Raw genomic sequence first — 24,855 nt, 5'->3', positions numbered from 1 at the left:
GTTTTTGGAGAAGCGTATGACCCTGCTCAAATTCAGCGATGTGTCCCTTGCTTTCGGCGCTATGCCGTTGTTGGACAAGGTGTCCTGGCAGATCGCCCGTGGTGAGCGGGTGTGCATCATCGGCCGCAACGGCACCGGCAAGTCCAGCATGATGAAGCTGGTCAAAGGCGATCAGAAGCCCGACGACGGCTCTGTTTGGCGCGCTCCGGGCCTCAAGATCGGCGAACTTCCGCAAGAATTGCCGGTAGCCGACGGACGGACGGTGTTCGACGTGGTCGCCGAAGGCCTCGATGGTGTGGGCGCTCTGCTTGCCGAATATCACCACCTCGCGCAGAACTGCGTCACCGAAGAAGACCTGGACAAGCTGATGCACGTCCAGCAAGACCTCGAAGCCCGTGACGGCTGGCGCTTGCAGCAGTTGGTGGACAGCACCCTGAGCCGCCTGCAATTGCCAGCCGACAAGACTCTCGCCGAGCTGTCCGGTGGCTGGCGTCGTCGCGTGCTGCTGGCCCAGGCGTTGGTGTCCGAGCCGGATCTGCTGCTGCTCGACGAACCGACCAACCACTTGGACATCGGTGCGATTGCCTGGCTGGAAGAAGCCCTGAAGGATTTCCAGGGCGCCGTGCTGTTCATCACGCACGACCGTTCCTTCCTGCAGAACCTGGCAACGCGCATTCTCGAGTTGGACCGTGGTGGCCTGATCGACTGGAACGGCGACTACGCCAGCTTCCTGGTGCACAAAGAAGCTGCACTGGCCGCCGAAGAAACCGCCAACGCGCTGTTCGACAAGAAACTGGCCCAGGAAGAAGTCTGGATTCGCCAGGGCATCAAGGCCCGCCGCACCCGCAACGAAGGCCGTGTACGTGCCTTGAAGGCACTGCGCGTTGAGCGCAGCGAGCGTCGCGAGCGCACTGGCAAGGCCAACATCCAGCTGGATACCGCCGACAAATCGGGCAAACAAGTGATGGTGCTGGAGAACGTCAGCTTCCATCATCCGGACGGCCCGTTCCTGATCAAGGACTTCTCCATGGTCCTGCAGCGCGGCGACCGTATCGGCCTGCTGGGCGCCAACGGTACCGGCAAGACCACTTTGCTCAAGCTGATGCTCAATGGCCTGCAACCGACCAGCGGTAAAGTGGAAGAGGGTACACGCATCGACGTGGCTTACTTCGACCAGTTGCGCCACCAGTTGGACCTGGAAAAAACCGTGATCGACAACGTTGCAGAAGGTCGCGACTTTATCGATATCGACGGCCAGAGCCGTCACGTGCTCAGCTACCTGGGCGACTTCCTGTTCAGCCCGCAACGTGCACGTACGCCAGTGAAAGCCTTGTCCGGTGGTGAGCGCGCGCGCCTGCTGCTGGCCAAGTTGTTCAGCAAACCGGCCAACCTGCTGGTGCTCGACGAACCGACCAACGACCTCGACGTGGAAACCCTCGAGCTGCTGGAAGAGGTGTTGTTGACCTTCAACGGCACCGTGCTGATGGTCAGTCACGATCGGGCATTCCTCGACAACGTGGTCACCAGCACCCTGGTCTTCGAAGGTGAAGGCAAGGTGCGTGAATACGTCGGTGGTTATCAGGACTGGCTGCGTCAGGGCGGCTCGCCGCGCCTGTTGGGCGTGACCGAGAGCAAGTCCGGCAAGGCCGACCTGAACTCGGCAGTGGTCGCCCCGGCGCCAGCGCCCGCACCTGTTGAGCAGGCAGCACCGGTTGGCAAGAAGAAGCTCAGCTACAAGCTGCAGCGCGAGCTGGAAGCTTTGCCGGGCGATATCGACGCCAAGGAGCAGCAGATTGCTGCGGTGGAAGCGGAAATGGCTGATGCGGGTTTCTATCTGCGTCCTGCGGCTGAAACCGCCAAGGTCATCGCTTCGCTGGAGGCGTTGAACCAGGAGTTGGAAGTGCTGATGGAGCGTTGGGCGGAGTTGGATGCCTGATTGATTCCAGTGCATTGAAAAACCCGGTGCTCATCTGATGAGCACCGGGTTTTTCATATGAGAATGCAGTTTAAATGTGGGAGGGGGCTTGCCCCCCGATAGCAGTCTGTCAGTCGATACATCTGGTGACTGATACTCCGCCATCGGGGGAAAGCCCCCTCCCACATTTGACCTTCATTGATTTAAGAAGGGTTTTTGACCAGTTTCACGGCCAGTACGTCGCACGGGGCACCGTGCAGTACGTCATTGGCAGTAGAGCCCAGCAACAGCGCCAGGCCGTGACGACCATGGCTGCCGACCACGATCAGGTCGCAGTGCTGTTCCTTGGCCAAATGGTGGATTTCCTGGCGTGGTTGGCCGTAAGTGAGGTGGGAGTTTTCCTTGGTCACCTCGGGGTACTTGAGGATCAACCGATCAAGGCGCTCTTTGGCTTGATCGAACTGTTGTTGTTGCAACTGGGAGAGGTCCATGGGCACATCGCCGCCGAAGGCCATGGCCATGGGCTCGACGATGTGTACCAGCGACAGCTTCGCGCCGCTGGCGACCGCGAAGGCGCGGGCGCGCTTGATCACTGGATCGCACTCTTCGGTCAGGTCGACGGCGACCAGAATATGTTCGTAGGACATGGGGCGTTCCTCCAGGGGACTGCAATAAATTCAGTATGGCTGCTTTCAAGCGGATCGCGTTGCGTCAGATCAAATCCGCTCATCTGGAAATTCGGGAGTACACATATGACGGTCTGGATAGTGGTGTCAATCCTTGCGGTGGTTCTGAGCCCCCTGGCATGGCTGCGTCCGTCGCGCCATCAGAGCGGGCGCATGGCCCTGCGCATGGAGGCGCGCCGCATGGGACTGACCATGCAATTGGCGCCCCAGGAATGGCCGCACTGGCTCAAGCAGGAGCCGCCAAGCCCGTGTGCGCAGTACTGTCGACCACGGCGCGGCACGATGCCGGCGATCTGGAGTTACTGGCAGTTGGAGCCGGGTATGTGGGTCAATCAATGGCGCGAAACATGCGTTGATGAAAAGTTGTTGCCGCATTTTGCGACGCTGCCGGCCAACGTCTACAAAGTCGAGGCCGACAAGCAAATGATCGCCTTGTACTGGGGCGAAAAGGGCGAGTCGAGTGTGTTGAAGGATATTGATGCGCTGCTAAAGGCATTGGCTTGAACGCAGGCAATAAAAAGCCCGACATCATCATCGGGCTGGAGTTGGCCAGGCAGGCCGGTAATTCTGTGTATCCCGCGCTGGGTGTTCATTCCGGCGCATCAGGGTTGTCGCTAGCCTAGCGGCATATCCCATTCTGTACAGCCTTTTCCCACAAGTTTTCTCTTATTGATTTCGTGAATATTTGAATATTGACGCGAGGCGGGCGTAGGGGCGGGGTTCTGAAATGACTGGAAAGTCGCGTTTTTCCTAGCCTTTGGAGCGATTGACAATTGCTCGGAATTGGATGAAGGTGGCGTACCCAAATCAAACGGGCGTATGAATTGAGCGTTTGTCTGTCAGATTGCTCATACAGAACCCCGACTAGCGCATTGACGGGTGTGCCTGGCGGATTGGCGTGAGCATTGACGTAACTATCAATGTCCAGCCATAGGCCAGCGTTCAATGTGTACTGTTCAGCTTCCATATCGTGGAGATCAGTTGATGATTTACGAAGGTAAAGCCATCACGGTTAAGGCTCTTGAAAGTGGCATCGTCGAACTGAAGTTCGACCTCAAGGGTGAGTCCGTCAACAAGTTCAACCGTCTAACCCTGAACGAACTGCGTCAGGCCGTAGACACCATCAAAGCAGATGCCTCGGTCAAGGGCGTGATCGTTTCCAGCGGCAAGGACGTGTTCATCGTCGGCGCTGACATCACCGAATTCGTCGACAACTTCAAGCTGCCCGATGCCGAGCTGGTGGCTGGCAACCTCGAAGCCAACAAGATTTTCAGCGATTTCGAAGACCTCAACGTACCCACCGTTGCCGCGATCAATGGCATTGCGTTGGGTGGTGGCCTTGAAATGTGCCTGGCCGCAGACTTCCGCGTGATGTCGGCCACGGCCAAGATCGGCCTGCCTGAAGTCAAACTGGGCATCTACCCAGGTTTCGGTGGCACCGTACGTCTGCCGCGCCTGATCGGTGCCGACAACGCCATCGAGTGGATCGCCGCCGGTAAGGAAAACAAAGCTGAAGACGCGCTGAAAGTCGGCGCCGTCGACGCAGTGGTTGCACCGGACAAACTGGCCGAAGCCGCACTGAACCTGATCAAGGGCGCCATCAGCGGCGAATTTGACTACAAGGCCAAGCGCCAGCCGAAGTTGGAAAAACTCAAGCTCAACGCCATCGAACAAATGATGTCGTTCGAAACCGCCAAAGGTTTCGTGGCTGGCCAGGCCGGCCCGAATTACCCGGCGCCGGTTGAAGCGATCAAGACCATCCAGAAAGCCGCGAACTTCGGTCGCGACAAAGCCCTGGAAGTGGAAGCGGCAGGTTTCGTCAAACTGGCGAAAACCTCGGCTGCCCAGAGCCTGATCGGCCTGTTCCTGAACGATCAGGAACTGAAGAAAAAGGCCAAGGCCTACGACGAAATCGCCAAGGACGTGAAACAGGCTGCCGTACTCGGCGCCGGTATCATGGGCGGCGGTATCGCCTATCAGTCGGCGTCCAAAGGCACGCCGATCCTGATGAAAGACATCAACGAGCACGGCATCGAGCAAGGCCTGGCGGAAGCCGCCAAGCTGCTGGTCGGCCGCGTGGACAAAGGTCGTATGACCGCCGCGAAGATGGCTGAAGTGCTTAACGGCATTCGCCCTACGCTGTCCTACGGCGATTTCGGCCACGTCGACCTGGTGGTCGAAGCGGTTGTCGAGAACCCGAAGGTCAAGCAAGCCGTATTGGCAGAAGTGGAAGCCCAGGTTAAAGACGACACCATCCTGGCGTCCAACACCTCGACTATTTCCATCTCGCTGCTGGCTAAGGCCCTCAAGCGTCCGGAAAACTTCGTCGGCATGCACTTCTTCAACCCGGTGCACATGATGCCGTTGGTGGAAGTGATCCGTGGCGAGAAGTCCAGCGAGCTGGCCGTTGCCACCACCGTCGCCTACGCCAAGAAAATGGGCAAGAACCCGATCGTGGTCAATGACTGCCCGGGCTTCCTGGTCAACCGTGTGCTGTTCCCGTACTTCGGCGGTTTCGCCAAGCTGGTCAGCGCCGGTGTGGATTTCGTGCGCATCGACAAGGTCATGGAAAAATTCGGCTGGCCGATGGGCCCGGCATACCTGATGGACGTGGTCGGCATCGACACCGGCCACCACGGTCGTGACGTGATGGCTGAAGGCTTCCCGGACCGCATGAAAGACGACCGCCGCTCGGCGATTGACGCGCTCTACGAGGCCAAGCGCCTGGGCCAGAAGAACGGCAAGGGCTTCTACGCCTACGAGGCCGACAAGAAGGGCAAGCAGAAGAAAGTGGCCGACCCATCGGTGCACGAAGTGCTGGCTCCGGTCATCTACGAACAGCGTGAGGTGTCGGACGAGGACATCATCAACTGGATGATGATCGCCCTGTGCCTGGAAACCGTGCGTTGCCTGGAAGATGGCATCGTCGAAACCGCCGCCGAAGCCGATATGGGCCTGGTGTACGGTATTGGTTTCCCTCCATTCCGTGGTGGTGCTCTGCGTTACATCGACTCGATCGGTGTGGCCGAGTTCGTTGCCCTGGCTGATCAATACGCTGATTTGGGCCCGCTGTACCACCCGACCGCGAAGCTGCGTGAAATGGCCAAGAACGGCCAGCGCTTCTTCGGTTAAGTGCCCAGACGACTAGAGCGAGAATATTTATGAGCTTGAATCCAAGAGACGTCGTGATTGTCGACTTCGGTCGTACTCCGATGGGCCGCTCCAAGGGCGGCATGCACCGCAACACCCGTGCCGAAGACATGTCGGCACACCTGATCAGCAAATTGCTGGAGCGCAACGTCAAGGTCGACCCGAACGAAGTCGAGGACGTGATCTGGGGCTGCGTCAACCAGACCCTGGAGCAAGGCTGGAACATCGCGCGCATGGCGTCGCTGATGACCCAGATCCCGCACACCGCCGCCGGCCAGACCGTCAGCCGCCTGTGCGGCTCGTCGATGAGCGCGCTGCACACTGCCGCCCAGGCGATCATGACCGGCAACGGTGATGTGTTCGTGGTCGGTGGTGTAGAGCACATGGGCCACGTCAGCATGATGCACGGCGTCGACCCTAACCCGCACATGTCGCTGTACGCGGCAAAAGCTTCGGGCATGATGGGCCTGACCGCAGAAATGCTTGGCAAAATGCACGGCATTACCCGCGAAGCCCAGGATGCGTTCGGCCTGCGCTCCCACCAGTTGGCCCACAAGGCGACCGTGGAAGGCAAGTTCAAGGATGAAATCATCCCGATGAACGGCTACGACGAGAACGGTTTCCTGAAGCTGTTCGACTACGACGAAACCATTCGCCCGGACACCACCCTGGAAAGCCTGGCGGCCTTGAAGCCGGCCTTCAATCCAAAGGGCGGCACTGTGACAGCGGGTACTTCGTCGCAGATCACCGATGGTGCTTCGTGCATGATCGTGATGTCGGCGCAGCGTGCCCAGGACCTGGGTATCCAGCCGATGGCCGTGATCCGTTCGATGGCCGTAGCGGGTGTAGACCCGGCGATCATGGGCTATGGTCCAGTACCGGCCACACAAAAAGCCTTGAAGCGCGCGGGCCTGACCATCAATGACATCGACTTCTTCGAGCTCAACGAAGCTTTCGCTGCACAGGCCTTGCCAGTGCTGAAAGATTTGAAAGTACTCGACAAGATGAATGAGAAGGTTAACCTGCACGGCGGTGCAATTGCCCTGGGCCACCCATTCGGTTGCTCCGGTGCGCGTATCTCCGGCACTTTGCTTAACGTGATGAAGCAAAATGGCGGCAACCTTGGGGTTGCAACCATGTGCATTGGTCTCGGCCAAGGCATCTCCACCGTCTTCGAACGCATCTAAGTGTTGGGGTGACGGAAAGCCGGGGCCCAGTGCCCCGGTTTTTGTTTTTTGGCGGTTTTGTATTTTTTTTTTAACAAATTTTGTGAGAGGGCCAGAGCATGAAAGTCGAACCAGGGCTCTACCAGCATTATAAAGGTCCGCAGTACCGCGTTTTCAGTGTGGCGCGGCACTCCGAGACCGAAGAAGAAGTGGTGTTCTACCAAGCACTGTATGGCGATTACGGCTTTTGGGTGCGCCCATTGAGTATGTTCCTGGAGACCGTCGAAGTTGACGGCGAGCAAGTCCCGCGCTTTGCTTTGGTCCAGGTCGAACCCAGTCTTTTTTCAGGGCAATAACGGCAGGCCGCGCAGAATGCTGCGCTTGACCTCACCTTGTTGCCACTATATATAGCGTTGCCGCGACAGGCGCCAACTGCCTTTCACTTCTCGAATTCAGGAATTTTCCGATCCATGGGCAAATCGCTGGTCATTGTGGAATCCCCGGCTAAGGCCAAGACCATCAACAAGTACTTGGGCAACGAGTACGTGGTGAAGTCGAGTATCGGCCATATCCGAGACCTGCCCACCAGCGGTTCGGCTAGCGCCAGCAAGGAGCCTGCTGCCAAGCGCGGCAAGGCGGCTGCGGGCGAAGGTCCGGTGCTCAGCCCTAAAGAGAAAGCGCGCAAGCAGCTGGTTTCGCGCATGGGTGTGGACCCGGATCATGGCTGGAAGGCCAAGTACGAGATCCTTCCTGGTAAGGAAAAGGTCATCGAAGAGCTGCGCCGGCTCGCCAAGGATGCCGACACCATCTATCTCGCAACGGACTTGGACCGCGAAGGGGAAGCCATTGCCTGGCACCTGCGGGAAGCCATCGGCGGTGATGACAGCCGCTACAAGCGTGTGGTGTTCAACGAAATCACCAAGAAAGCCATCCAGGAAGCCTTCTCCAAGCCGGGCGAGCTGGACATCGACCGCGTCAACGCCCAACAGGCCCGCCGTTTCCTCGACCGCGTCGTGGGTTACATGGTCTCTCCACTGCTGTGGGCCAAGATCGCCCGTGGCCTGTCCGCTGGCCGTGTGCAATCGGTTGCGGTGAAGCTGGTGGTGGAGCGTGAGCGCGAGATCCGTGCGTTCAACCCCGAAGAGTACTGGGAAGTTCACGCTGACCTCGGCACCGCCAAGGGCGCCAATGTGCGCTTCGAAGTGGCCCGTGAGAAAGGCGAGGCCTTCAAGCCGCTGAACGAAGCCCAGGCCATGGCCGCGCTGGAAAAGCTCAAGGCGTCCAGCTACAGCATCGTCAAGCGTGAAGACAAACCGACCAGCAGCAAGCCGTCGGCGCCGTTCATCACCTCCACCTTGCAACAGGCCGCGAGCAATCGCCTGGGCTTTGGTGTGAAGAAAACCATGATGATGGCCCAGCGCTTGTACGAAGCCGGCTACATCACTTACATGCGTACTGACTCCACCAACCTGTCGGTGGACGCGGTGGCGATGGCGCGTACTTATATTGAAGGCGAATTCGGCAAGAAGTACCTGCCGGAGAAGCCAAACGTCTACAGCAGCAAGGAAGGCGCACAAGAGGCTCACGAAGCGATTCGTCCTTCCGACGCCAACACCACGCCTGCCAAGCTGAGCGGCATGGAACGTGACGCTGAGCGCCTCTACGAGCTGATCTGGCGCCAGTTCCTGGCCTGCCAGATGCTGCCGGCGCAATACCTGTCCACCACTGTCAGCGTGGGTGCTGGCGATTTTGAGCTGCGTGCCAAAGGCCGCATCCTCAAATTCGACGGTTACACCCGCGTAATGCCGCAAATTGCCAAGCCTGGCGATGATGACGTGCTGCCGGACATGGCCCAGGGCGACACGCTGAAGCTGATCAAGCTTGACCCGTCCCAGCACTTCACCAAGCCGCCGGCGCGTTATTCGGAAGCCAGCCTGGTGAAAGAGATGGAAAAACGCGGTATTGGTCGTCCTTCGACCTACGCGGCGATCATCTCCACCATCCAGGATCGCGGCTACGTGGCGCTGCACAACCGTCGTTTCTATTCGGAAAAGATGGGCGACATCGTTACCGAACGCCTGTCCGAGAGCTTCTCCAACCTGATGGACTACGGCTTCACCGCTGGCATGGAAGAGCATCTCGATGACGTGGCCCAGGGCGAGCGCGACTGGAAAAACGTACTCGACGAGTTTTACGGTGACTTCAAGAAAAAACTCGAAGTAGCCGAAAGCCCTGAGAGCGGCATGCGTGCCAACCAGCCGGTAATGACGGATATTCCGTGCCAGACCTGTGGTCGTCCGATGCAGATTCGTACGGCATCCACCGGTGTATTCCTAGGCTGCTCGGGCTACAGCCTGCCGCCAAAAGAGCGCTGCAAGGCGACGGTCAACCTGGTGCCGGGCGATGAAATTGCCGCCGATGACGAAGGTGAGTCCGAGTCGTTGGTACTGCGTGGCAAGCACCGCTGCCCGATCTGCAGCACGGCGATGGACGCCTACCTGCTGGACGAGAAGCACAAGTTGCACATCTGCGGTAACAACCCGGATTGCAATGGCTACGAGATTGAGGAGGGCACCTACCGCATCAAGGGCTACGAAGGTCCGAGCCTGGAGTGCGACAAGTGCGGCAGCGAGATGCAGCTCAAGACCGGCCGTTTTGGCAAGTTCTTCGGTTGCACCAACCCGACCTGCAAGAACACTCGCAAACTGCTGAAGAGCGGTGATGCGGCGCCGCCGAAGATGGACCCGGTGAAGATGCCTGAGCTCAAGTGCGAGAAGGTCAACGACACCTACATCCTGCGCGATGGTGCTTCGGGTCTTTTCCTGGCGGCCAGCCAGTTCCCGAAAAACCGCGAGACCCGTGCGCCGCTGGTGCTGGAGATCGTGCCGCACAAGGACGAAATCGATCCGAAGTATCACTTCCTGTGTGAAGCGCCGAAGAAAGATCCGGATGGTCGTCCAGCCGTGATCCGCTACAGCCGCAAGACCAAGGAGCAGTACGTGCAGACCGAAGTGGACGGCAAGCCTACTGGCTGGAAAGCGTTCTACGACGGTGGCAAGTGGAAGGTGGAGGACAAGCGCCAGGGCGCTTGATCCGCTAATCTGCGAAAGACAAAGGCCGCCTGTATAGGCGGCCTTTTTTTGCGCTTGCAGTGCGTTCGGCTGATCCGTGACACTGTTCAGCCAGTATCACGCTTATTTGTTGTGGAGACTGCCGTTATGGCCAACGAACTCTATACCCGTACCAATCAGAAAATTTACTTCGCGGGTTTGTCCCTGGAAGCCCTTGGTCGCGCCGAGGAAGGGAAGGAGATGAATGCCATCGCTCTGGTCCAGGCGGGGCGAGAAGCGGCGTTGTTCCACTTGTACGGTGCTTTGCTGGGTTTGTGCCATGAGATCGCCGGGTTCTATCGCTTGCCCCAGGCCGGTTCGCCTCGCGCGGAAATGATCGTGACTCGCGAAGTACTGGAAAGCATGGCCATCCCCGAACTGGCTGAGTTGGTAGAAATGGCCCAGAGTCCGGACAGCTGGGTAGCGCGCTTGCTGAAGGCTCACGCCGACATGTTTCAGCCTCCGCGTATTCCCCATGTGCCCAAGGGCGACGTGACCCAGCCGTTGATCTTGGCCGTCGCGCTGGAAGAGGACGAACCCAAGCCGCTGAGCCGCGAAGAGTTGGAAAGCTGGCGTCAGGAGCTAAAAAAGATGGCACTGCGCTTTCGTGAGGGTTTGAACGAGTGCTGAGAGGTTTGCACTGAACAAATGTGGGAGCTGGCTTGCCTGCGATGGCATCGGCCCGGTTTAACTGAAGAACCGAGGTGCCTGCATCGCAGGCAAGCCAGCTCCCACATTGATAGGCGTGTTCCCGAGACCACCATTCATCACGTCGTAAAGAAACCTGTTCAGATCCTCGGCGGGGCCGGGTGGATGACTGATATAATCCCGGCCTTTCGTGGAGAACAGACTTTTATGCCTACGTCCTTTCTGGAAATTGTTGAATTGCCTGACGGCCGAATCGAGCTGCGCCGGGCTGAGGACGAGGGTTCTCTGGTGACTTTGGATTTTTCCGAGGATGCGAAAGCGTTCCTGCAAGGCCAACACGTGGAAGTGGCGAAGGCTATGTTGAGCGTAGGTGTGCAAATGGCAGGGCGGTTGGCGGAAGGTGAGCCAGAGAAGGAAGATGGGCCGCGGGTTCTTCACTGAGTAGCAGTTGTGTGCGGCCCGCTCACTACAGTAGCCCGCCTTTATCCCAGTCGAATATTCAAACTTTGCGCATCGCCGACGCGAGCAGCGCTGATTAACTGCTGCTTGGCGGTGGCATTCAGCGGGTTCAGCCAGCTGACAACCGTATGGCTACGCCCCAGTCGCAAAGCTTCGCAGGTCAATTGCTGGGCACTTTGCGTACCACGTGGTTGCAATAGCAGGATGCGTTCACGATTGAGTCCCGCGTCCCGCAACCAGGCCTGGGTCAGGCTGGCAGGTGGAGCGATCAGCGTCAGCCAGCGTGCATCCTGCTCTTCGCTCAATTCGCGAAGGATCGGCGCCAGCAGGCTCAAGCAGCTCCCGGCAGCACCGCGCAACGACAGTTCACTAAACGCCTCAGGTTCGGCGCCCCAAGGCGCTTCAGCCGTTTCCTTGAGGATGGGCGCTAAAGGTTGGGCCATAAAGGCTTCAAACAGCGACAGTTGTGTGTGTTGCGGGGTGTGCACGAGCTGCATGGTGTCTCCTTTAGCGGCGAATAACGCCGACGCTCAAGCCTTCGATCACCAGGTCCTGATCTTTCAGGTTGACTTCGATCGGGGCGAACTCAGGGTTTTCGGCCAGAAGCCAGACCTTGCTGCCTTCACGCTTGAAGCGTTTGACCGTGACTTCATCGCCGATACGGGCGACGACAATCTGGCCGTTTCGGGCTTCACGAGTGGTGTGGACGGCTAGCAGGTCACCGTCGAAAATGCCCACGTCCTTCATGCTCATGCCGTGAACCCGTAACAGGTAGTCGGCGCGCGGATGGAAGAAGGTCGGGTTGATGTTGCAGGACTCCTCGACGTGCTGCTGCGCCAGGATCGGCGCACCGGCGGCGACACGGCCGATAATAGGCAGTGTCGATTCGTCGGCCTTGGCCTCGAAGCCAGGGATGCGAATACCGCGTGAGGCACCTGGGGTCATCTCGATCGCGCCTTTGCGAGCGAGGGCCTTGAGGTGTTCTTCAGCGGCGTTCGGGGACTTGAACCCCAGTTCCAGCGCAATTTCCGCTCGCGTCGGCGGGTAGCCGTTGTCATCGAGGCAGCGCTTGATAAAAGCCAGAATCTCAGCTTGGCGTGGCGTCAGTTTTAGCATGTTGATCGCTCTGTCTTTTTATACAGTGACTGGGATTATATACAGTGGACTGCACTTGGCAATCATCCTTTTTGGCCACTCCGCTGGACGGTCATTCGTCAGTCGTCCTGCAGGGCAGGGACAGCGCTGCCTACAGAGCCGGAAGGATGTGATTAAATAGCGAAGAAATAGGTGGCTGGCCGGCCGGAAAACGGACCCGCAGGGTTGACAAGACACACTCTGAAACGTATGTTTCAAACAAGTGTTTGTCAGGCGGAGTAGCCATGGCCCAGTCGGAAACCGTTGAACGCATTCTCGATGCTGCCGAGCAGTTGTTCGCGGAAAAAGGATTTGCTGAAACCTCATTGCGTCTGATCACCAGCAAGGCTGGAGTCAACCTCGCGGCAGTGAATTACCATTTCGGCTCGAAAAAAGCCTTGATCCAGGCGGTGTTCTCGCGCTTCCTGGGGCCGTTCTGTGCCAGCCTCGACCGTGAGCTGGAACGCCGCCAGACCAAGCCTGAAAACAAGCAAAGCCTGGAAGACCTGTTGGAAATCCTGGTTGAGCAGGCGCTGGTGGTACAACCGCGCAGCGGCAACGACCTGTCGATCTTCATGCGTCTGTTGGGCCTGGCGTTCAGCCAGAGCCAGGGCCACCTGCGGCGTTATCTTGAGGATATGTATGGCAAGGTATTCCGCCGTTACATGTTATTGGTCAACGAAGCGGCCCCGCGTATTCCTCCGATCGAGCTGTTCTGGCGCGTGCACTTCATGCTCGGCGCGGCTGCGTTCAGCATGTCCGGGATCAAGGCGCTGCGTGCCATTGCCGAGACCGACTTCGGCGTCAATACCTCTATTGAGCAGGTGATGCGCCTGATGGTGCCGTTCCTCGCCGCCGGCATGCGGGCTGAAACCGGTGTGACCGATCAAGCCATGGCCGCTGCCCAATTGCGCCCACGCAGTAAATCCACGCCGGCCGTCGCCAAGGCGTGATCGCTCTGGGTGTGCGCGGCCGCTTGCATCCGCTAAGCTAGCCGCCATGCCGATTTCAGCTATCTACTCGCAACCCGTTGTGCTCACTGCGCTTACCGCGCTACGTGAGGGCAACGGGTTGTGTGCGTTATTTAAGGAAGGTTTATGACTGCTGCCCTGCAAGGTTCTTTGATGGTCGACGTTGCCGGCACTTGGCTGACGGCCGAGGATCGCCACCTGTTGCGCCAGCCTGAAGTGGGCGGGTTGATCATTTTTGCGCGCAATATCGAGCACCCGCGCCAGGTCCGCGAGCTGAGTGCGGCAATTCGCGCCGTGCGCCCGGACTTGCTGTTGGCGGTCGACCAGGAGGGCGGTCGCGTGCAGCGCCTGCGCCAAGGCTTTGTGCGCCTGCCGGCCATGCGCGCTCTGGCGGATAATCTCAACGCCGAGTACCTGGCCGAGCAGTGCGGCTGGATCATGGCGACAGAAGTACTGGCTGTGGGCCTTGACCTTAGTTTTGCCCCGGTACTGGATCTGGATTACCAGCGCAGCGCCGTGGTCGGCACCCGCTCTTTCGAGGGTGATCCCGAGCGCGCCGCCGTACTCGCTGGCGCTTTTATCCGTGGCATGAACAGCGCCGGCATGGCCGCCACGGGTAAGCATTTCCCGGGCCACGGTTGGGCTGAGGCCGACTCCCACGTTGCTATTCCCAATGACGAACGCAGCCTGGAACAGATTCGTGCCAATGACCTGGTGCCTTTCGCGCGCCTGAGCAAGCAGTTGGCGGCAGTGATGCCTGCACACGTGATCTACCCGCAAGTTGATGCTCAGCCCGCTGGTTTTTCGCGCCGCTGGCTGCAGGACATCCTGCGTGGCGAATTGCAGTTCGATGGGGTGATTTTCAGCGATGACCTGTCCATGGCCGGTGCTCATGTGGTGGGCGACGCTGCGAGCCGTATCGAAGCGGCGCTGACAGCGGGTTGTGACATGGGGCTGGTGTGTAATGACCGGGCTGCTGCCGAGCTTGCACTCAGCGCTGCACAGCGCATGAAGGTCAAGCCATCGCCGCGTATTGCTCGCATGCGGGGGCAGGCCATTGCTTCGACGGACTACAAGCAGGACCCGCGTTGGTTGGTGGCGTTGACCGCGTTGCGGGATGCTCAGTTGATCGATTGAGCACAGCGTTGCTGCCATCGCAGGCAAGCCAGCTCCCACACTTGGAATGCATTCCCCTGTGGGAGCTGGCTTGCCTGCGATAGCGATCTGACCGTCAGCGCTTTTCTTGCTTATTGGGCAACGGCGCAAACAACGCTTCGATATCCTCGTTGCCCAATTGCCAATCCCCGGTCGTCCGTCCGTCCAGCACACCCGCTGCCAAGTCGGACTTCTCCTTCTGCAAGTGCTGGATTTTCTCCTCCACCGTGCCCCGGGCAATCATCTTGTAGACAAACACCGGTTTCTCCTGCCCGATGCGGTAGGCGCGGTCGGTGGCCTGGTTTTCCGTGGCCGGGTTCCACCATGGGTCGTAGTGGATCACCGTATCGGCTTCGGTCAGGTTCAAGCCCACGCCGCCGGCCTTCAGGCTGATCAGAAAAATCTGTAGCTTGCCGCTCTGGAAATCCTTCACCGGCGTACGCCGATCACGGGTCTGGCCAGTCAACAGAGCGTAGGCGATGCCGCGTTTTTTCAGCTCGTCTTCGATCAGGCTCAGCATCGAGGTGAACTGGGAAAACAGCAGGATTCGCCGGCCTTCCTCAAACAGCTCCTCCAGCATCTCCATCAGGCTGTCGAGCTTGCCCGAGCTGCTGCCGCGGGCAGGCAGGGTGGCGTCGTTGACCAGGCGCAGATCGCAACACACCTGCCGTAGCTTGAGCAGTGCTTCAAGAATGATGATCTGGCTGCGTGCCACGCCCTTGCGAGTGATCTCGTCGCGTACCTTCTTGTCCATGGCCAGGCGCATGGTTTCATATACATCACGCTGGGCTTCGTTGAGGTCGACCCAATGGATGATCTCGGTCTTGGGCGGTAACTCCGTGGCCACCTGCTCTTTGGTGCGGCGCAGCAGAAACGGTTTGATCCGACCGTTGAGGTGCTGCAATCGCACCTCGCTCGCGCGTTTTTCGATGGGCATGCGGTAATCGCGGTTGAAGCTTTTCACATCGCCCAGCCAGCCCGGCAGCAGGAAGTGGAACAACGACCACAGTTCGCCCAAGTGGTTTTCCAGTGGCGTGCCACTCAGGCACAGGCGTTGGCGTGCGTTCAGCTCGCGTGCAGCCTGGGCTGCCTTGCTGTTGGGGTTCTTGATGTACTGGGCTTCGTCGAGGATCAGCACGTGCAAGGGGAGGGCGGCGAGCTGTTCGATGTCTTTGGGCAGCAATGCATAGGTGGTCAATAACAGGTCATAGTCTTGCAGGTTCGCGAAGTGTTTCTTGCGCCCGGCGCCGTATAGCGCCAACACCTTGAGTTGCGGTGTGAAGTGCGCCGCTTCATCCATCCAGTTGGGGATCAGGCTGGTGGGCATCACCACCATGCACGGTCGGTCCAGGCGACCAGCGGCTTTTTCACTGAGAATGTGCGCCAGGGTTTGCAGGGTTTTACCCAAGCCCATGTCATCCGCAAGAATCCCGCCGACGTCTAGTTGACGCAGCGACTGCATCCAGCTCAGGCCTTCCAGCTGATACGGGCGCAGGGTCGCATTCAACCCTTCAGGCGCCACGCAGGTGAAATCCTTGATGTCGCGCAAGCGTTGGGCAAAGTTGCGGATCTTCTCGCCACCCTCCCATTGCAGCGGTAGGTCTTCCAGCGGGTTCAGGCGGGTCGCATCGGCCTTGGCCAGGCGCAACGCCGTGGTGCCGGGATCTTGCAGATAAAACTCGCCGAGGGTCGCCAGCACCGGTTTCAAGCGGCCGTAGGGCAACGCCACTTGTATCGGGCCATGGCCATTTGGCAGGCCCGGGATATTCACCAGGATCAGCTCATCATCTCGACGCCGAGCAAGCTTCTCCGGGTTGAGAATCTCGGTGTGAGAGCGCATCAGGTTCAACAGGATCGGTAACAGGCTCAGCCGCTCGCCGTTGACGATGATCCCCAGTTCCAGATCGAACCAGTCGCGCTCCGGCCCTTCATCGACCGTGGCGTACCAGTCATCGACGGCGCTCAGGTCGAAACCGAAATCATCGTCGATCAGCAACTCCCAACCCTCTGCCCGCAATGTCGGTGTGGCATTGAGGGTGAACGTCAGCCAGGCGCTGTCATTGACCATCTCGAACAGTTCGCCGGCGCTTTCCGGCAAGGCCTTGCTCTGGCGCGTGGCAATCTTGAAGCCCAGCAAGCGCAGTTGCTCGCGATAGCGCTGCTCCAGCTCGGGATGGCGTTTGATCCGCAGGCTCTGGGTTTCCTGGCGCACGATGATATCGGCGTTTTTCTGCCCGCTGACATAGTTGCCCAGGTAATTGAACGACAACGCCGCGCGGTGCTGGATATAGCGCTGCATCTTGCCGTTGCGCGGTTCAAACGCACTGAACTCCACGCTTGCCATCCACAGGCGCGGCACCGGCAGCACATCTTCCATCACGACCTGCGGCAACACCACACGGTTATCCAACACGGCCTGGAGTTTTTCCAGCAGCTCGGCATCCTGGGCGGCGGCAGGGTAGGCCAGGGTTTCCTGGACTTTGAGCAGCACTGCCGCGATGTGCTTGCAGTTGGTATGCACCGGGCAGGTACAACGGCTGTCCACGAGGATCAGCGTGCCCTTGGCCGATTCGCGCAGTGAGATGGTCTGGCGGTAAACGTTGCCGCCGGAGCCTTCGCAGCTGGCGACGATGGTGCTGTCGCCGGATTCGACGATGCGCACGCGATTCTCCAGCGCGTAACGCCGCCCGCGCTCGAGGCTCTGCTCTTTGAAGCGATTGGCCCACGATGGGGCCAGGGGTTTGGTCAGCGTCGACGTCAGGGGCATGGCGTTGGATCAGTCCTGAATGTCGGGCGGTGGTGCGCTGGGTGGCTTGGCGGTCAGCGACGTGATCTTGATCAGCAGCGCCAGATGGCCGCCATCCAGATAATTGAGCTGGTTGTTCTTGGTACGTACGTCTTTCTGTGCCAGGTGCTCGCTGGCGATCACGCTACCGTTGCTGTCGAACTGGTTGATCCAGAAGTCCGCGTCGATGTCGGTGAAACGGCCCAATTGCAGGTTCAGTACGCCCTCGATAGGGAACTGGCCAAACTGTTCCTGGCCGTCGGTAATAGCGATCTTCACCGGCTGATCGCCGAGGTTCTGCTCCCACGCCTTGTGCGCCAATACGGTGTAGCTGTTGTCGGTATTCAGCTTATCGACGATGTTGTTCAGGCGAGGCGGGCTCAGTTTGTCGTTGCTCAGGTGTGCGGCGCCGGCGTCCCAGTTTTCCGGAGCTGCGCGGCTGTTGATCACCGGCTCCGCATTCTGGCGCACCAGGATCATTTCCACCTGGTACAGGCTGTCGGCAAGTGCCGAAGGCGCGAGTACCACCAACAACAGGCTCAGAATGCGGAACACGCGCATGGGGGCGTCCTTAAACAGATTTCGGGATGAGGCGTTCAAACAGCGCCTCCAGGGTATTGAAGCGTTCTTCGGCGCGCTCCATCGGCACCATGAATTTGAACAGCGTAGCCCCTTCGAACTTGTAGCGGTTGGGCTGGCCCTGGATCAGCTTGATCAGCACCAGTGGGTCCACCGGCGTTTGCGCTTCGAACTCGATGCGCCCACCCTGCGGTCCGGCGTCGACTTTCTTGATGCCAAGCTGTTCGGCCTGCAATTTGAGCAAGGTCAGACGCACCAGGTTCTTGGTCGGTTCCGGCAACAGGCCGAAGCGGTCGATCATCTCCACTTGCAGATCCTTGAGGCCTTCTTCGTCGGTGGCCGAGGCAATGCGCTTGTACAGGATCAGCCGCGCATGCACGTCCGGCAGGTAGTCTTCGGGGATCAGCGCCGGCAAGCGCAGGTTGATCTCCGGACCGCCGCCCAACGGCTGATCGAGGTTCGGCTGCTCGCCTTTGCGGATGGCTTTCACCGCCCGTTCGAGCATCTCCATGTACAGGGTGAAGCCCACCGCCTGGATCTGTCCGCTCTGGCCGTCGCCCAGCAGTTCACCGGCACCACGGATTTCCAGGTCGTTGGTGGCCAGTACAAAACCGGCACCCAGGTCCTGCGTGTTGGCGATGGCTTCCAGACGCTTTTCCGCATCGCCTGTAATCTGCTGGCGCGGAGGTGTCAGCAAGTAAGCATAGGCTTGGTGGTGACTACGCCCGACCCGGCCGCGCAGCTGATGCAGTTGTGCCAGGCCGAACTTGTCCGCGCGCTCGATGATGATGGTGTTGGCGCTCGGCACGTCGATGCCGGTCTCGATGATGGTCGAGGCGATCAACACGTTGAAGCGCTTGTGGTAGAAGTCGCTCATCACCTGTTCGAGTTCGCGCTCGCGCATCTGGCCGTGGCCGATGGCAATACGGGCTTCCGGTACCAGTTCGGCGAGGTCGGCGGCGCACTTCTCGATGGTTTTGACGTCGTTGTGCAGGTAGTAAACCTGCCCTCCGCGCAGCAGTTCACGCAGCAGGGCTTCCTTGACCGTGCTTTTGTTCTGCTCCATCACGAAGGTACGCACCGACAGGCGACGTGCTGGCGGCGTGGCGATGATCGACAGGTCGCGCATGCCCGACACTGCCATATTCAGCGTGCGCGGAATCGGGGTGGCGGTCAGGGTCAGAATGTCGACCTCACTGCGCAGGGTCTTGAGCTGTTCTTTCTGGCGCACACCGAAGCGGTGTTCTTCATCGATGATCACCAGGCCCAGGTTCTTGATCTTCACGTCGTCCGACAGCAGCTTGTGGGTGCCGATGACGATGTCGATCTTGCCTTCAGCCAGGTCGGCGACGGCGGCATTCACTTCCTTGGCGGACTTGAAGCGGCTCATCACCTCTACGGTCACCGGCCAGTCGGCAAAACGATCGCGGAAGCTGTTGTAGTGCTGTTGGGCGAGCAGGGTGGTCGGCACCAGGATCGCTACCTGGCGGCCACCGTGCACGGCGATGAAGGCGGCGCGCATCGCCACTTCGGTCTTGCCGAAGCCCACATCGCCGCACACCAGGCGATCCATCGGCTTGGGCGCGAGCATGTCGGCGCGCACGGCTTCGATGGTGGTCTGTTGGTCCGGGGTTTCTTCGAAGGCAAAGCCGGCGCTGAAGGTGGCGTAGTCGGCTTTCGGGTCGGCGAACGCATAACCTTCGCGGGCGGCACGACGGGCATAGATGTCGAGCAGTTCGGCGGCCACATCGCGCACCTGTTCGGCGGCTTTGCGCTTGGCTTTCTGCCAGGTCTCGGAGCCCAGGCGGTGCAACGGCGCCAGGGCGTCGTCGCTGCCGGTGTAGCGGGCGATCAGGTGCAGGTTGGCCACAGGCACGTAGAGCTTGGCGCCTTCGGCGTACTCCATGGTGAGGAATTCGGCGGCCTGGTTATCGATCTCGAGGGTCTGCAAGCCCAGGTAGCGGCCGACGCCATGGTCGATATGCACCACCGGCGCGCCTTCGCGCAGCTCGGTGAGGTTCTTGATCACGGCATCATTGTTGGCGTCGGCGCGTTTTTCGCGGCGACGACGCTGCATCACGCGTTGGCCGAACAGCGGGCTCTCGGCGATCAGCGCCAGGGCCGGGTCGTCCAGTAACAGACCTTCGTCCAGTGGCGCGATGGTAATCGCCAGGCGTTCTTTGCTTTTTACAAAGTCCGGCCAACTGTCGACGGTTTTGGGGCGCAGTTTCAGGCGTTCCAGCAGTTCCAGCAGCACTTCACGGCGGCCGGCGGATTCGGCGGTAAACAGCACGCGGCCGGGGAAGTCACCGAGGAAGTTGGAGAGTGCTTCCAGTGGTTGGTTGGCCTTGGCTTCAATCGCCAGGTTGGGCAACGTCTGCGCGGGGAAGCGCTCGCGACCGGCACCACTGTCCACATCCTGCTGGCTGGCGACCACGCGTGGCCAACTCTTCAGGCGGGCGAAGCAGTCTTCCACCGGTAGGAATAATTCGGCTGGCGGCAATAAAGGACGGGAGGGATCGACGCGACGTTCTTCGTAGCGGTTACGCACATCGTTCCAGAAGTTTTCCGCCGCTTGCTCGATGCCCGGCAGCGAGAACACCTGTGTGTCCTGGGGCAAGTAATCGAACAGCGTGGAGGTTTCGTCGAAGAACAACGGCAGGTAGTACTCGATACCGGCGGGTGTGATCCCGCTGCTCAAGTCCTGAAAGATCGGGCAGCGGCGGAAGTCGACGTCGAAGCGTTCACGGAAGCGCGCCTTGAAGCGGGTGACCGCATCTTTTTGCAGCGGGAATTCCCGTGCCGGCAGCAACTTGACCGAGTCCACTTTATCGATAGAGCGCTGGTTCTCTGGATCGAAGGTACGCAGGGTCTCGATTTCGTCATCAAACAAGTCGATGCGGTACGGCAGTTTGCTGCCCATCGGGAACAGGTCGATCAAGGCGCCCCGCACGGCGAACTCGCCGTGCTCGTACACCGTGTCGACGCAGCGGTAGCCGCTGGCCTCCAGGCGCGTGCGCATTTGCTCTACATCCAGCTTCTGGCCGACATCCAGTACCAGGCTGCTGCCTAGCAGGAATTTGGTCGGTGCCAGGCGATGCAACGCCGTGGTAATAGGCACCACCAGCACGCCGTGGGCCAGTTCCGGCAAGCGGTACAGGCTGGCGATGCGTTGGGAGATGATGTCCTGGTGCGGCGAGAACAGGTCGTAGGGCAGGGTTTCCCAGTCGGGGAAATGCAGCACCGGCAGATCAGGGGCGAAGAAGCTCAGCTCCTGCTCCAACCGTTCAGCGCTTTGGCTGTCGGCGGTGAGCAGCAGGGTAAAGCGCTTGGCTGCGCTGGCAGCCTCGGCAATGGCCAGGCTCAGGGCGGCACCGGGCAGGTTGCCCCAGTGCTGTTTGCCTGCCGCGGCAGGGAGTAGCGGTAGACGCAGGACGGGCACGGAAGGTTGAGCTCCAAGCGTTGCGACAAAGTCGGTAATTGTAACGGCCCAAGGTGCCGCCTGTCAGTTGCTGACTGTGCCTAATGCGGTTTGTAGGAAATGTAGTGGCTAAGACAAACAATGACGGGTTTTGACTCAATATGTAGTGCCAAAATGTACGCGTTTTTCGGAGGGTTACGGACAAGTTGTCCCGTGCGTGCCATTGGTGGCCTTCTGGAGCCCGCGTATTTACTGGGCTGTAGCGGGGTGTCAATTTTTCGCAAGCACTTTTTGTTGTCGGGCGTGCATTGCTCCGAGGGCGGCCGGGCGGCATAATGTAGCCCCTTTTTTCTGCCCCTACATGTGGAAGGTTCCCGTGACTCAGAAGCCCGACCAGTGTCTTGGTGAATGGATCGACCGTGAAGCACTCGCAGAAGCGATGATTCCGCTTATCGGCCAGCTGTACCGCAATAACAATGTGGTGAGCTCGATCTATGGCCGCAGCCTGATCAACCAGTCTGTCATCGCGATTCTCAAGGCGCACCGTTTTGCGCGCCATCGCTCCGCCGACGACAGCGAACTCTCCGTCCACGAAACATTCCCACTGCTCAAAGCCATGAGCGAGCTCAAGCTCGGCGCGGCTTCGGTAGACCTGGGCAAGTTGGCCTATAAATTCCGCAACGAAGGCAATGGCCGTACCGCCGAGCAGTTCGTGCGCGAAGAAATGGCCGATGTGGTTGGCCAGCAAAATGCCGCTGCCCGTAAAGGCACCGACGTTGTCCTGTACGGCTTCGGTCGTATCGGCCGCCTGCTGGCGCGCATCCTGATCGAAAAAACCGGTGGTGGCGACGGCCTGCGCCTGCGCGCCATCGTGGTGCGCAAGGGCGCCGAGAACGACCTGACCAAGCGCGCCAGCCTGCTGCGTCGCGACTCGGTACACGGTCCGTTCAACGGCACCATCGTCATCGACGAAGAAAACAACACCATCACCGCCAACGGTAACCTGATCCAGGTGATCTACGCGAAGAACCCGTCCGAGGTGGATTACACCCAGTACGGCATCAAGGACGCCCTGCTGGTGGACAACACCGGCGTATGGCGTGATGCCGAGGGCTTGGGCCAGCACCTGGCCTGCCCGGGTATCGACCGCGTTGTGTTGACTGCGCCTGGCAAGGGCAAGCTGAAGAACATCGTTCACGGCATCAACCACGCTGAAATCACCGCTGACGACAAGATCGTGTCTGCCGCTTCCTGCACCACCAACGCCATTGTGCCGGTGCTGAAGGCTGTGAATGACAAGTTCGGCATCGTTAACGGCCACGTTGAAACCGTTCACTCGTACACCAACGACCAGAACCTGATCGACAACTTCCACAAGGGCGATCGCCGTGGCCGTAGCGCCGCGTTGAACATGGTGATCACCGAGACCGGTGCTGCCACCGCTGCTGCCAAGGCCCTGCCTGAGCTGGCCGGCAAGCTGACCGGTAACGCGATCCGCGTTCCGACGCCAAACGTGTCGATGGCCATTCTCAACCTGAACCTTGAGAAAGCCGCCACCCGCGAAGAGATGAACGAGTACCTGCGCTACATGGCGCTGCACTCCGATCTGCATAAGCAAATCGACTTCGTCAACTCGCAGGAAGTGGTTTCCACCGACTTCGTGGGCTCGCGTCACGCCGGTGTGGTGGATGCCGAGGCGACCATCACCCAGGACAACCGCGTTGTCCTGTACGTGTGGTACGACAACGAGTTCGGCTACAGCTGCCAAGTGGTTCGCGTGATGGAAGACATGGCTGGGGTCAACCCGCCTGCGTTCCCGCGCTAAGCATTTGCGCTAAATGAAAAAGCCCCGACTGGTTCGGGGCTTTTTCATGTCTGTTGGTTTTATGTTGCTTGTACCGGCCTCATCGCAGGCAAGCCAGCTCCCACATTTGAATGTATTCACAAATCAATATGTGGGAGCTGGCTTGCCTGCGATAGCGATCCATCAGGCGCCGCCGACTACCGAGGCTTGCGCGGTGCGCAGTTCATGCCGATTGCCTTTGAACAATACCAAGGTCGCAATCAACCCCAGCACCGCCGCACCACTGAGCCAGATCCCCGGTGCCGCCTTGTTGTCCAGCACATGGATCAGGTACGTGCAGGCCGCTGGCGTAAACCCACCGAAGGTCGCTGTTGCCAGGCTGTAGGCCAAGGAGAAGCCGGTAGTGCGCACTTCGACCGGCATGATCTCGGTAAGCGCCACCACCATCGCACCGTTGTACGAACCGTACAGGAACGACAACCACAACAGCACGATCAGCAGATGGCTGAAGCTTGGGTTGGCTACCAGCCACGACAGGGCCGGATACGCAGTGAGAATTGCCAGAATGGTCGCGCCCAGCAGCAGGGGTTTACGCCCGATCTTGTCGGACACTGCGCCCATCACCGGCAGCCAGATAAAGTTGGAAATACCCACGCACACCGTCACCAGCAGGGCATCGAAGTCCGACAAGTGCAGTTCCGCTTTGCCGAAGGTCGGCGTGTAGGCCGTGATCAGGTAGAACGACACCGTGGTCATGACCACCAGCGCCATACCGGCAATGACGATGCCGAAGTTCTGACCGATAGAGCGCACGATTTCTTGCAGGGTAGGGCGGTGTTTGCGCGCCTGGAATTCAGGGGTTTCCTCCAGGGAGCGGCGAATCACGAAGATCACCGGCACGATCAGGCAGCCGATCAGGAACGGTACGCGCCAGCCCCAGTCACCCATGTCTTCTGGGCTCAGCCAGTGGTTCAGGCCCACACCGAGCAGGCCGGCGAATACCACAGCAGCCTGTTGGCTAGCGGACTGCCAGCTGACGAAAAAGCCCTTGCGGCCTGGTGTGGCGATTTCCGCCAGGTACACCGAGACACCGCCCAGCTCCACGCCGGCGGAGAAGCCTTGCAGCAGTCGACCAAACAGCACGATCAGTGGCGCAGCAACACCCAAAGTGGCATACCCGGGCACGCAGGCGATCAGGATGGTACCGGCGGCCATCAGTGCCAAGGTGATCACCAAGCCTTTTTTGCGGCCGTGGCGGTCAATGTAGGCACCGAGGAAGATCGCGCCGAGTGGGCGCATCAGGAAGCCGGCGCCGAAGGTCGCCAGGGAGAGCATCAGGGAAGCGAAGGCGCTGTCGGCCGGGAAGAAGGTTTTGGCAATGGCCGTGGCGTAGAAGCCATAGACCATGAAGTCGAACATTTCTAGGAAGTTACCGCTGACAACGCGAAAGATCGCCTTGCCTTTGCCCGTTGAAGTGGACATGTCATGCACTCATTTTGGCTATCTTATTAGTGATCCCTGGTCGTCGTTCGTCCTTGCTACCGTTTTGTAACCATATGTGTATTGGCCACCACAGGCAATAGGAACCCATAGCTGGCTGACTAAATGCCGTAAGAACTGAGGGCAGCGAAAATCCCACAGGGGATTTGTGTTTAATTCAGGAGGGGGCGTCGATGTCGCGAAAGTAATACCGCGTAATTGCAATTTCCTGAGCTTGTAGTTAAGGCAATACTGGCCTACGACGCGACCAAGGGTTAATGTGCGCGGCGTTGAGCCTTATATAGACTGTGCCCCGGTTCACACACTTGAGCCGAATTGTCCTTCATGACCGCTGGCCGCGGCATGATTTAGCCAGGCGTTCAACCGTGCGCC

18 protein-coding genes are annotated in these 24,855 nt (G+C 59.4%); 11 read left to right on the top strand and 7 right to left on the bottom strand.

Going from position 1 to position 24,855, the window contains the following annotated elements; genetic code table 11:
- The first annotated feature begins 16 nt into the window (after nt 1–16).
- Nucleotides 17–1,936, top strand: a complete 1,920-nt coding sequence (locus AC07V4_RS11875) for an ATP-binding cassette domain-containing protein (protein ID WP_492636171.1) — start codon at nt 17–19, stop codon at nt 1,934–1,936.
- A 182-nt stretch (nt 1,937–2,118) separates the two neighbouring features.
- Here the strand turns inward: AC07V4_RS11875 and AC07V4_RS11870 are convergent, their stop codons facing one another.
- Nucleotides 2,119–2,562, bottom strand: coding sequence for a universal stress protein (locus AC07V4_RS11870; protein WP_060753141.1), 444 nt, complete (start codon nt 2,560–2,562; stop codon nt 2,119–2,121).
- A gap of 105 nt (nt 2,563–2,667) precedes the next feature.
- Between AC07V4_RS11870 and AC07V4_RS11865 the strand changes: the two genes are divergently transcribed.
- The 7 genes from AC07V4_RS11865 (at nt 2,668) to AC07V4_RS11835 (ending at nt 11,116) form a co-directional block, all read left to right on the top strand.
- Nucleotides 2,668–3,105 carry a hypothetical protein gene (locus AC07V4_RS11865; RefSeq protein ID WP_492636172.1) on the top strand — a complete coding sequence of 146 codons (438 nt, stop codon included), beginning with the start codon at nt 2,668–2,670 and terminating at the stop codon, nt 3,103–3,105.
- Between the two features lie 480 nt (nt 3,106–3,585).
- Nucleotides 3,586–5,733 carry a fatty acid oxidation complex subunit alpha FadB gene (gene fadB, locus AC07V4_RS11860; RefSeq protein ID WP_492636173.1) on the top strand — a complete coding sequence of 716 codons (2,148 nt, stop codon included), beginning with the start codon at nt 3,586–3,588 and terminating at the stop codon, nt 5,731–5,733.
- Between the two features lie 29 nt (nt 5,734–5,762).
- On the top strand, nt 5,763–6,938 hold the full coding sequence (gene fadA, locus AC07V4_RS11855) for an acetyl-CoA C-acyltransferase FadA (protein WP_492636174.1): 1,176 nt from the start codon (nt 5,763–5,765) through the stop codon (nt 6,936–6,938).
- 98 nt (nt 6,939–7,036) lie between these two features.
- Nucleotides 7,037–7,273, top strand: a complete 237-nt coding sequence (locus AC07V4_RS11850; RefSeq protein WP_027604241.1) for a DUF1653 domain-containing protein — start codon at nt 7,037–7,039, stop codon at nt 7,271–7,273.
- 114 nt (nt 7,274–7,387) lie between these two features.
- Nucleotides 7,388–10,009, top strand: coding sequence for a type I DNA topoisomerase (topA, locus tag AC07V4_RS11845; protein ID WP_492636175.1), 2,622 nt, complete (start codon nt 7,388–7,390; stop codon nt 10,007–10,009).
- Nucleotides 10,010–10,135: 126 nt separating this feature from the next.
- On the top strand, nt 10,136–10,657 hold the full coding sequence (locus AC07V4_RS11840; protein WP_492636176.1) for a DUF6586 family protein: 522 nt from the start codon (nt 10,136–10,138) through the stop codon (nt 10,655–10,657).
- Between the two features lie 225 nt (nt 10,658–10,882).
- Complete coding sequence (locus AC07V4_RS11835; RefSeq protein WP_057722981.1) at nt 10,883–11,116, top strand: hypothetical protein; 234 nt, start codon at nt 10,883–10,885, stop codon at nt 11,114–11,116.
- A 41-nt stretch (nt 11,117–11,157) separates the two neighbouring features.
- Here AC07V4_RS11835 and sulA read toward each other — a convergent pair whose 3' ends face one another.
- Both sulA and lexA read right to left on the bottom strand, forming a co-directional pair.
- Nucleotides 11,158–11,631 (bottom strand): SOS-induced cell division inhibitor SulA, encoded by a 474-nt coding sequence (sulA, locus tag AC07V4_RS11830; RefSeq protein WP_492636177.1) that lies wholly within the window; start codon nt 11,629–11,631, stop codon nt 11,158–11,160.
- A 10-nt stretch (nt 11,632–11,641) separates the two neighbouring features.
- On the bottom strand, nt 11,642–12,250 hold the full coding sequence (gene lexA, locus AC07V4_RS11825) for a transcriptional repressor LexA (RefSeq protein ID WP_003172575.1): 609 nt from the start codon (nt 12,248–12,250) through the stop codon (nt 11,642–11,644).
- A 263-nt stretch (nt 12,251–12,513) separates the two neighbouring features.
- Here lexA and AC07V4_RS11820 point away from each other — a divergent pair, with 263 nt between their 5' ends.
- Nucleotides 12,514–13,221 carry a TetR/AcrR family transcriptional regulator gene (locus AC07V4_RS11820; protein ID WP_492636178.1) on the top strand — a complete coding sequence of 236 codons (708 nt, stop codon included), beginning with the start codon at nt 12,514–12,516 and terminating at the stop codon, nt 13,219–13,221.
- A 144-nt stretch (nt 13,222–13,365) separates the two neighbouring features.
- Nucleotides 13,366–14,376 (top strand): beta-N-acetylhexosaminidase, encoded by a 1,011-nt coding sequence (nagZ, locus tag AC07V4_RS11815; protein ID WP_431749996.1) that lies wholly within the window; start codon nt 13,366–13,368, stop codon nt 14,374–14,376.
- A gap of 94 nt (nt 14,377–14,470) precedes the next feature.
- Here nagZ and AC07V4_RS11810 read toward each other — a convergent pair whose 3' ends face one another.
- The 3 genes from AC07V4_RS11810 to mfd are packed head-to-tail and all read right to left on the bottom strand — an operon-like array spanning nt 14,471 to nt 21,200.
- Nucleotides 14,471–17,161 carry a DEAD/DEAH box helicase gene (locus AC07V4_RS11810; RefSeq protein WP_492636179.1) on the bottom strand — a complete coding sequence of 897 codons (2,691 nt, stop codon included), beginning with the start codon at nt 17,159–17,161 and terminating at the stop codon, nt 14,471–14,473.
- Nucleotides 17,162–17,170: 9 nt separating this feature from the next.
- Nucleotides 17,171–17,740: a CsiV family protein gene (locus AC07V4_RS11805; RefSeq protein ID WP_492636180.1), complete on the bottom strand. Its 570-nt coding sequence runs from the start codon at nt 17,738–17,740 to the stop codon at nt 17,171–17,173.
- Nucleotides 17,741–17,750: 10 nt separating this feature from the next.
- Entirely contained in the window at nt 17,751–21,200 is a 3,450-nt protein-coding gene (gene mfd, locus AC07V4_RS11800) for a transcription-repair coupling factor (RefSeq protein WP_492636181.1), read from the bottom strand.
- A gap of 340 nt (nt 21,201–21,540) precedes the next feature.
- On the opposite strand from mfd, the gene AC07V4_RS11795 reads away from it, so the two are divergent.
- Nucleotides 21,541–23,004 (top strand): glyceraldehyde-3-phosphate dehydrogenase, encoded by a 1,464-nt coding sequence (locus AC07V4_RS11795; RefSeq protein WP_431752717.1) that lies wholly within the window; start codon nt 21,541–21,543, stop codon nt 23,002–23,004.
- 162 nt (nt 23,005–23,166) lie between these two features.
- Here the strand turns inward: AC07V4_RS11795 and AC07V4_RS11790 are convergent, their stop codons facing one another.
- Nucleotides 23,167–24,465 (bottom strand): MFS transporter, encoded by a 1,299-nt coding sequence (locus tag AC07V4_RS11790; protein WP_492636182.1) that lies wholly within the window; start codon nt 24,463–24,465, stop codon nt 23,167–23,169.
- Nucleotides 24,466–24,855: the final 390 nt, after the last annotated feature.

The sequence above is a fragment of the Pseudomonas sp. GW821-FHT03A09 genome (assembly GCF_059421065.1).
This window is presented reverse-complemented; position numbering and strand designations above follow the sequence as displayed.

What these genes read in the sequence shown, in the direction of transcription:
- AC07V4_RS11875 (WP_492636171.1), top strand. Translation starts at nt 17, where the DNA reads ATGACCCTGCTCAAATTCAGCGATGTGTCCCTTGCTTTCGGCGCTATG.
- AC07V4_RS11870 (WP_060753141.1), bottom strand. Translation starts at nt 2,562, where the DNA reads ATGTCCTACGAACATATTCTGGTCGCCGTCGACCTGACCGAAGAGTGC.
- AC07V4_RS11865 (WP_492636172.1), top strand. Translation starts at nt 2,668, where the DNA reads ATGACGGTCTGGATAGTGGTGTCAATCCTTGCGGTGGTTCTGAGCCCC.
- fadB (WP_492636173.1), top strand. Translation starts at nt 3,586, where the DNA reads ATGATTTACGAAGGTAAAGCCATCACGGTTAAGGCTCTTGAAAGTGGC.
- fadA (WP_492636174.1), top strand. Translation starts at nt 5,763, where the DNA reads ATGAGCTTGAATCCAAGAGACGTCGTGATTGTCGACTTCGGTCGTACT.
- AC07V4_RS11850 (WP_027604241.1), top strand. Translation starts at nt 7,037, where the DNA reads ATGAAAGTCGAACCAGGGCTCTACCAGCATTATAAAGGTCCGCAGTAC.
- topA (WP_492636175.1), top strand. Translation starts at nt 7,388, where the DNA reads ATGGGCAAATCGCTGGTCATTGTGGAATCCCCGGCTAAGGCCAAGACC.
- AC07V4_RS11840 (WP_492636176.1), top strand. Translation starts at nt 10,136, where the DNA reads ATGGCCAACGAACTCTATACCCGTACCAATCAGAAAATTTACTTCGCG.
- AC07V4_RS11835 (WP_057722981.1), top strand. Translation starts at nt 10,883, where the DNA reads ATGCCTACGTCCTTTCTGGAAATTGTTGAATTGCCTGACGGCCGAATC.
- sulA (WP_492636177.1), bottom strand. Translation starts at nt 11,631, where the DNA reads ATGCAGCTCGTGCACACCCCGCAACACACACAACTGTCGCTGTTTGAA.
- lexA (WP_003172575.1), bottom strand. Translation starts at nt 12,250, where the DNA reads ATGCTAAAACTGACGCCACGCCAAGCTGAGATTCTGGCTTTTATCAAG.
- AC07V4_RS11820 (WP_492636178.1), top strand. Translation starts at nt 12,514, where the DNA reads ATGGCCCAGTCGGAAACCGTTGAACGCATTCTCGATGCTGCCGAGCAG.
- nagZ (WP_431749996.1), top strand. Translation starts at nt 13,366, where the DNA reads ATGACTGCTGCCCTGCAAGGTTCTTTGATGGTCGACGTTGCCGGCACT.
- AC07V4_RS11810 (WP_492636179.1), bottom strand. Translation starts at nt 17,161, where the DNA reads ATGCCCCTGACGTCGACGCTGACCAAACCCCTGGCCCCATCGTGGGCC.
- AC07V4_RS11805 (WP_492636180.1), bottom strand. Translation starts at nt 17,740, where the DNA reads ATGCGCGTGTTCCGCATTCTGAGCCTGTTGTTGGTGGTACTCGCGCCT.
- AC07V4_RS11795 (WP_431752717.1), top strand. Translation starts at nt 21,541, where the DNA reads ATGTGGAAGGTTCCCGTGACTCAGAAGCCCGACCAGTGTCTTGGTGAA.
- AC07V4_RS11790 (WP_492636182.1), bottom strand. Translation starts at nt 24,465, where the DNA reads ATGTCCACTTCAACGGGCAAAGGCAAGGCGATCTTTCGCGTTGTCAGC.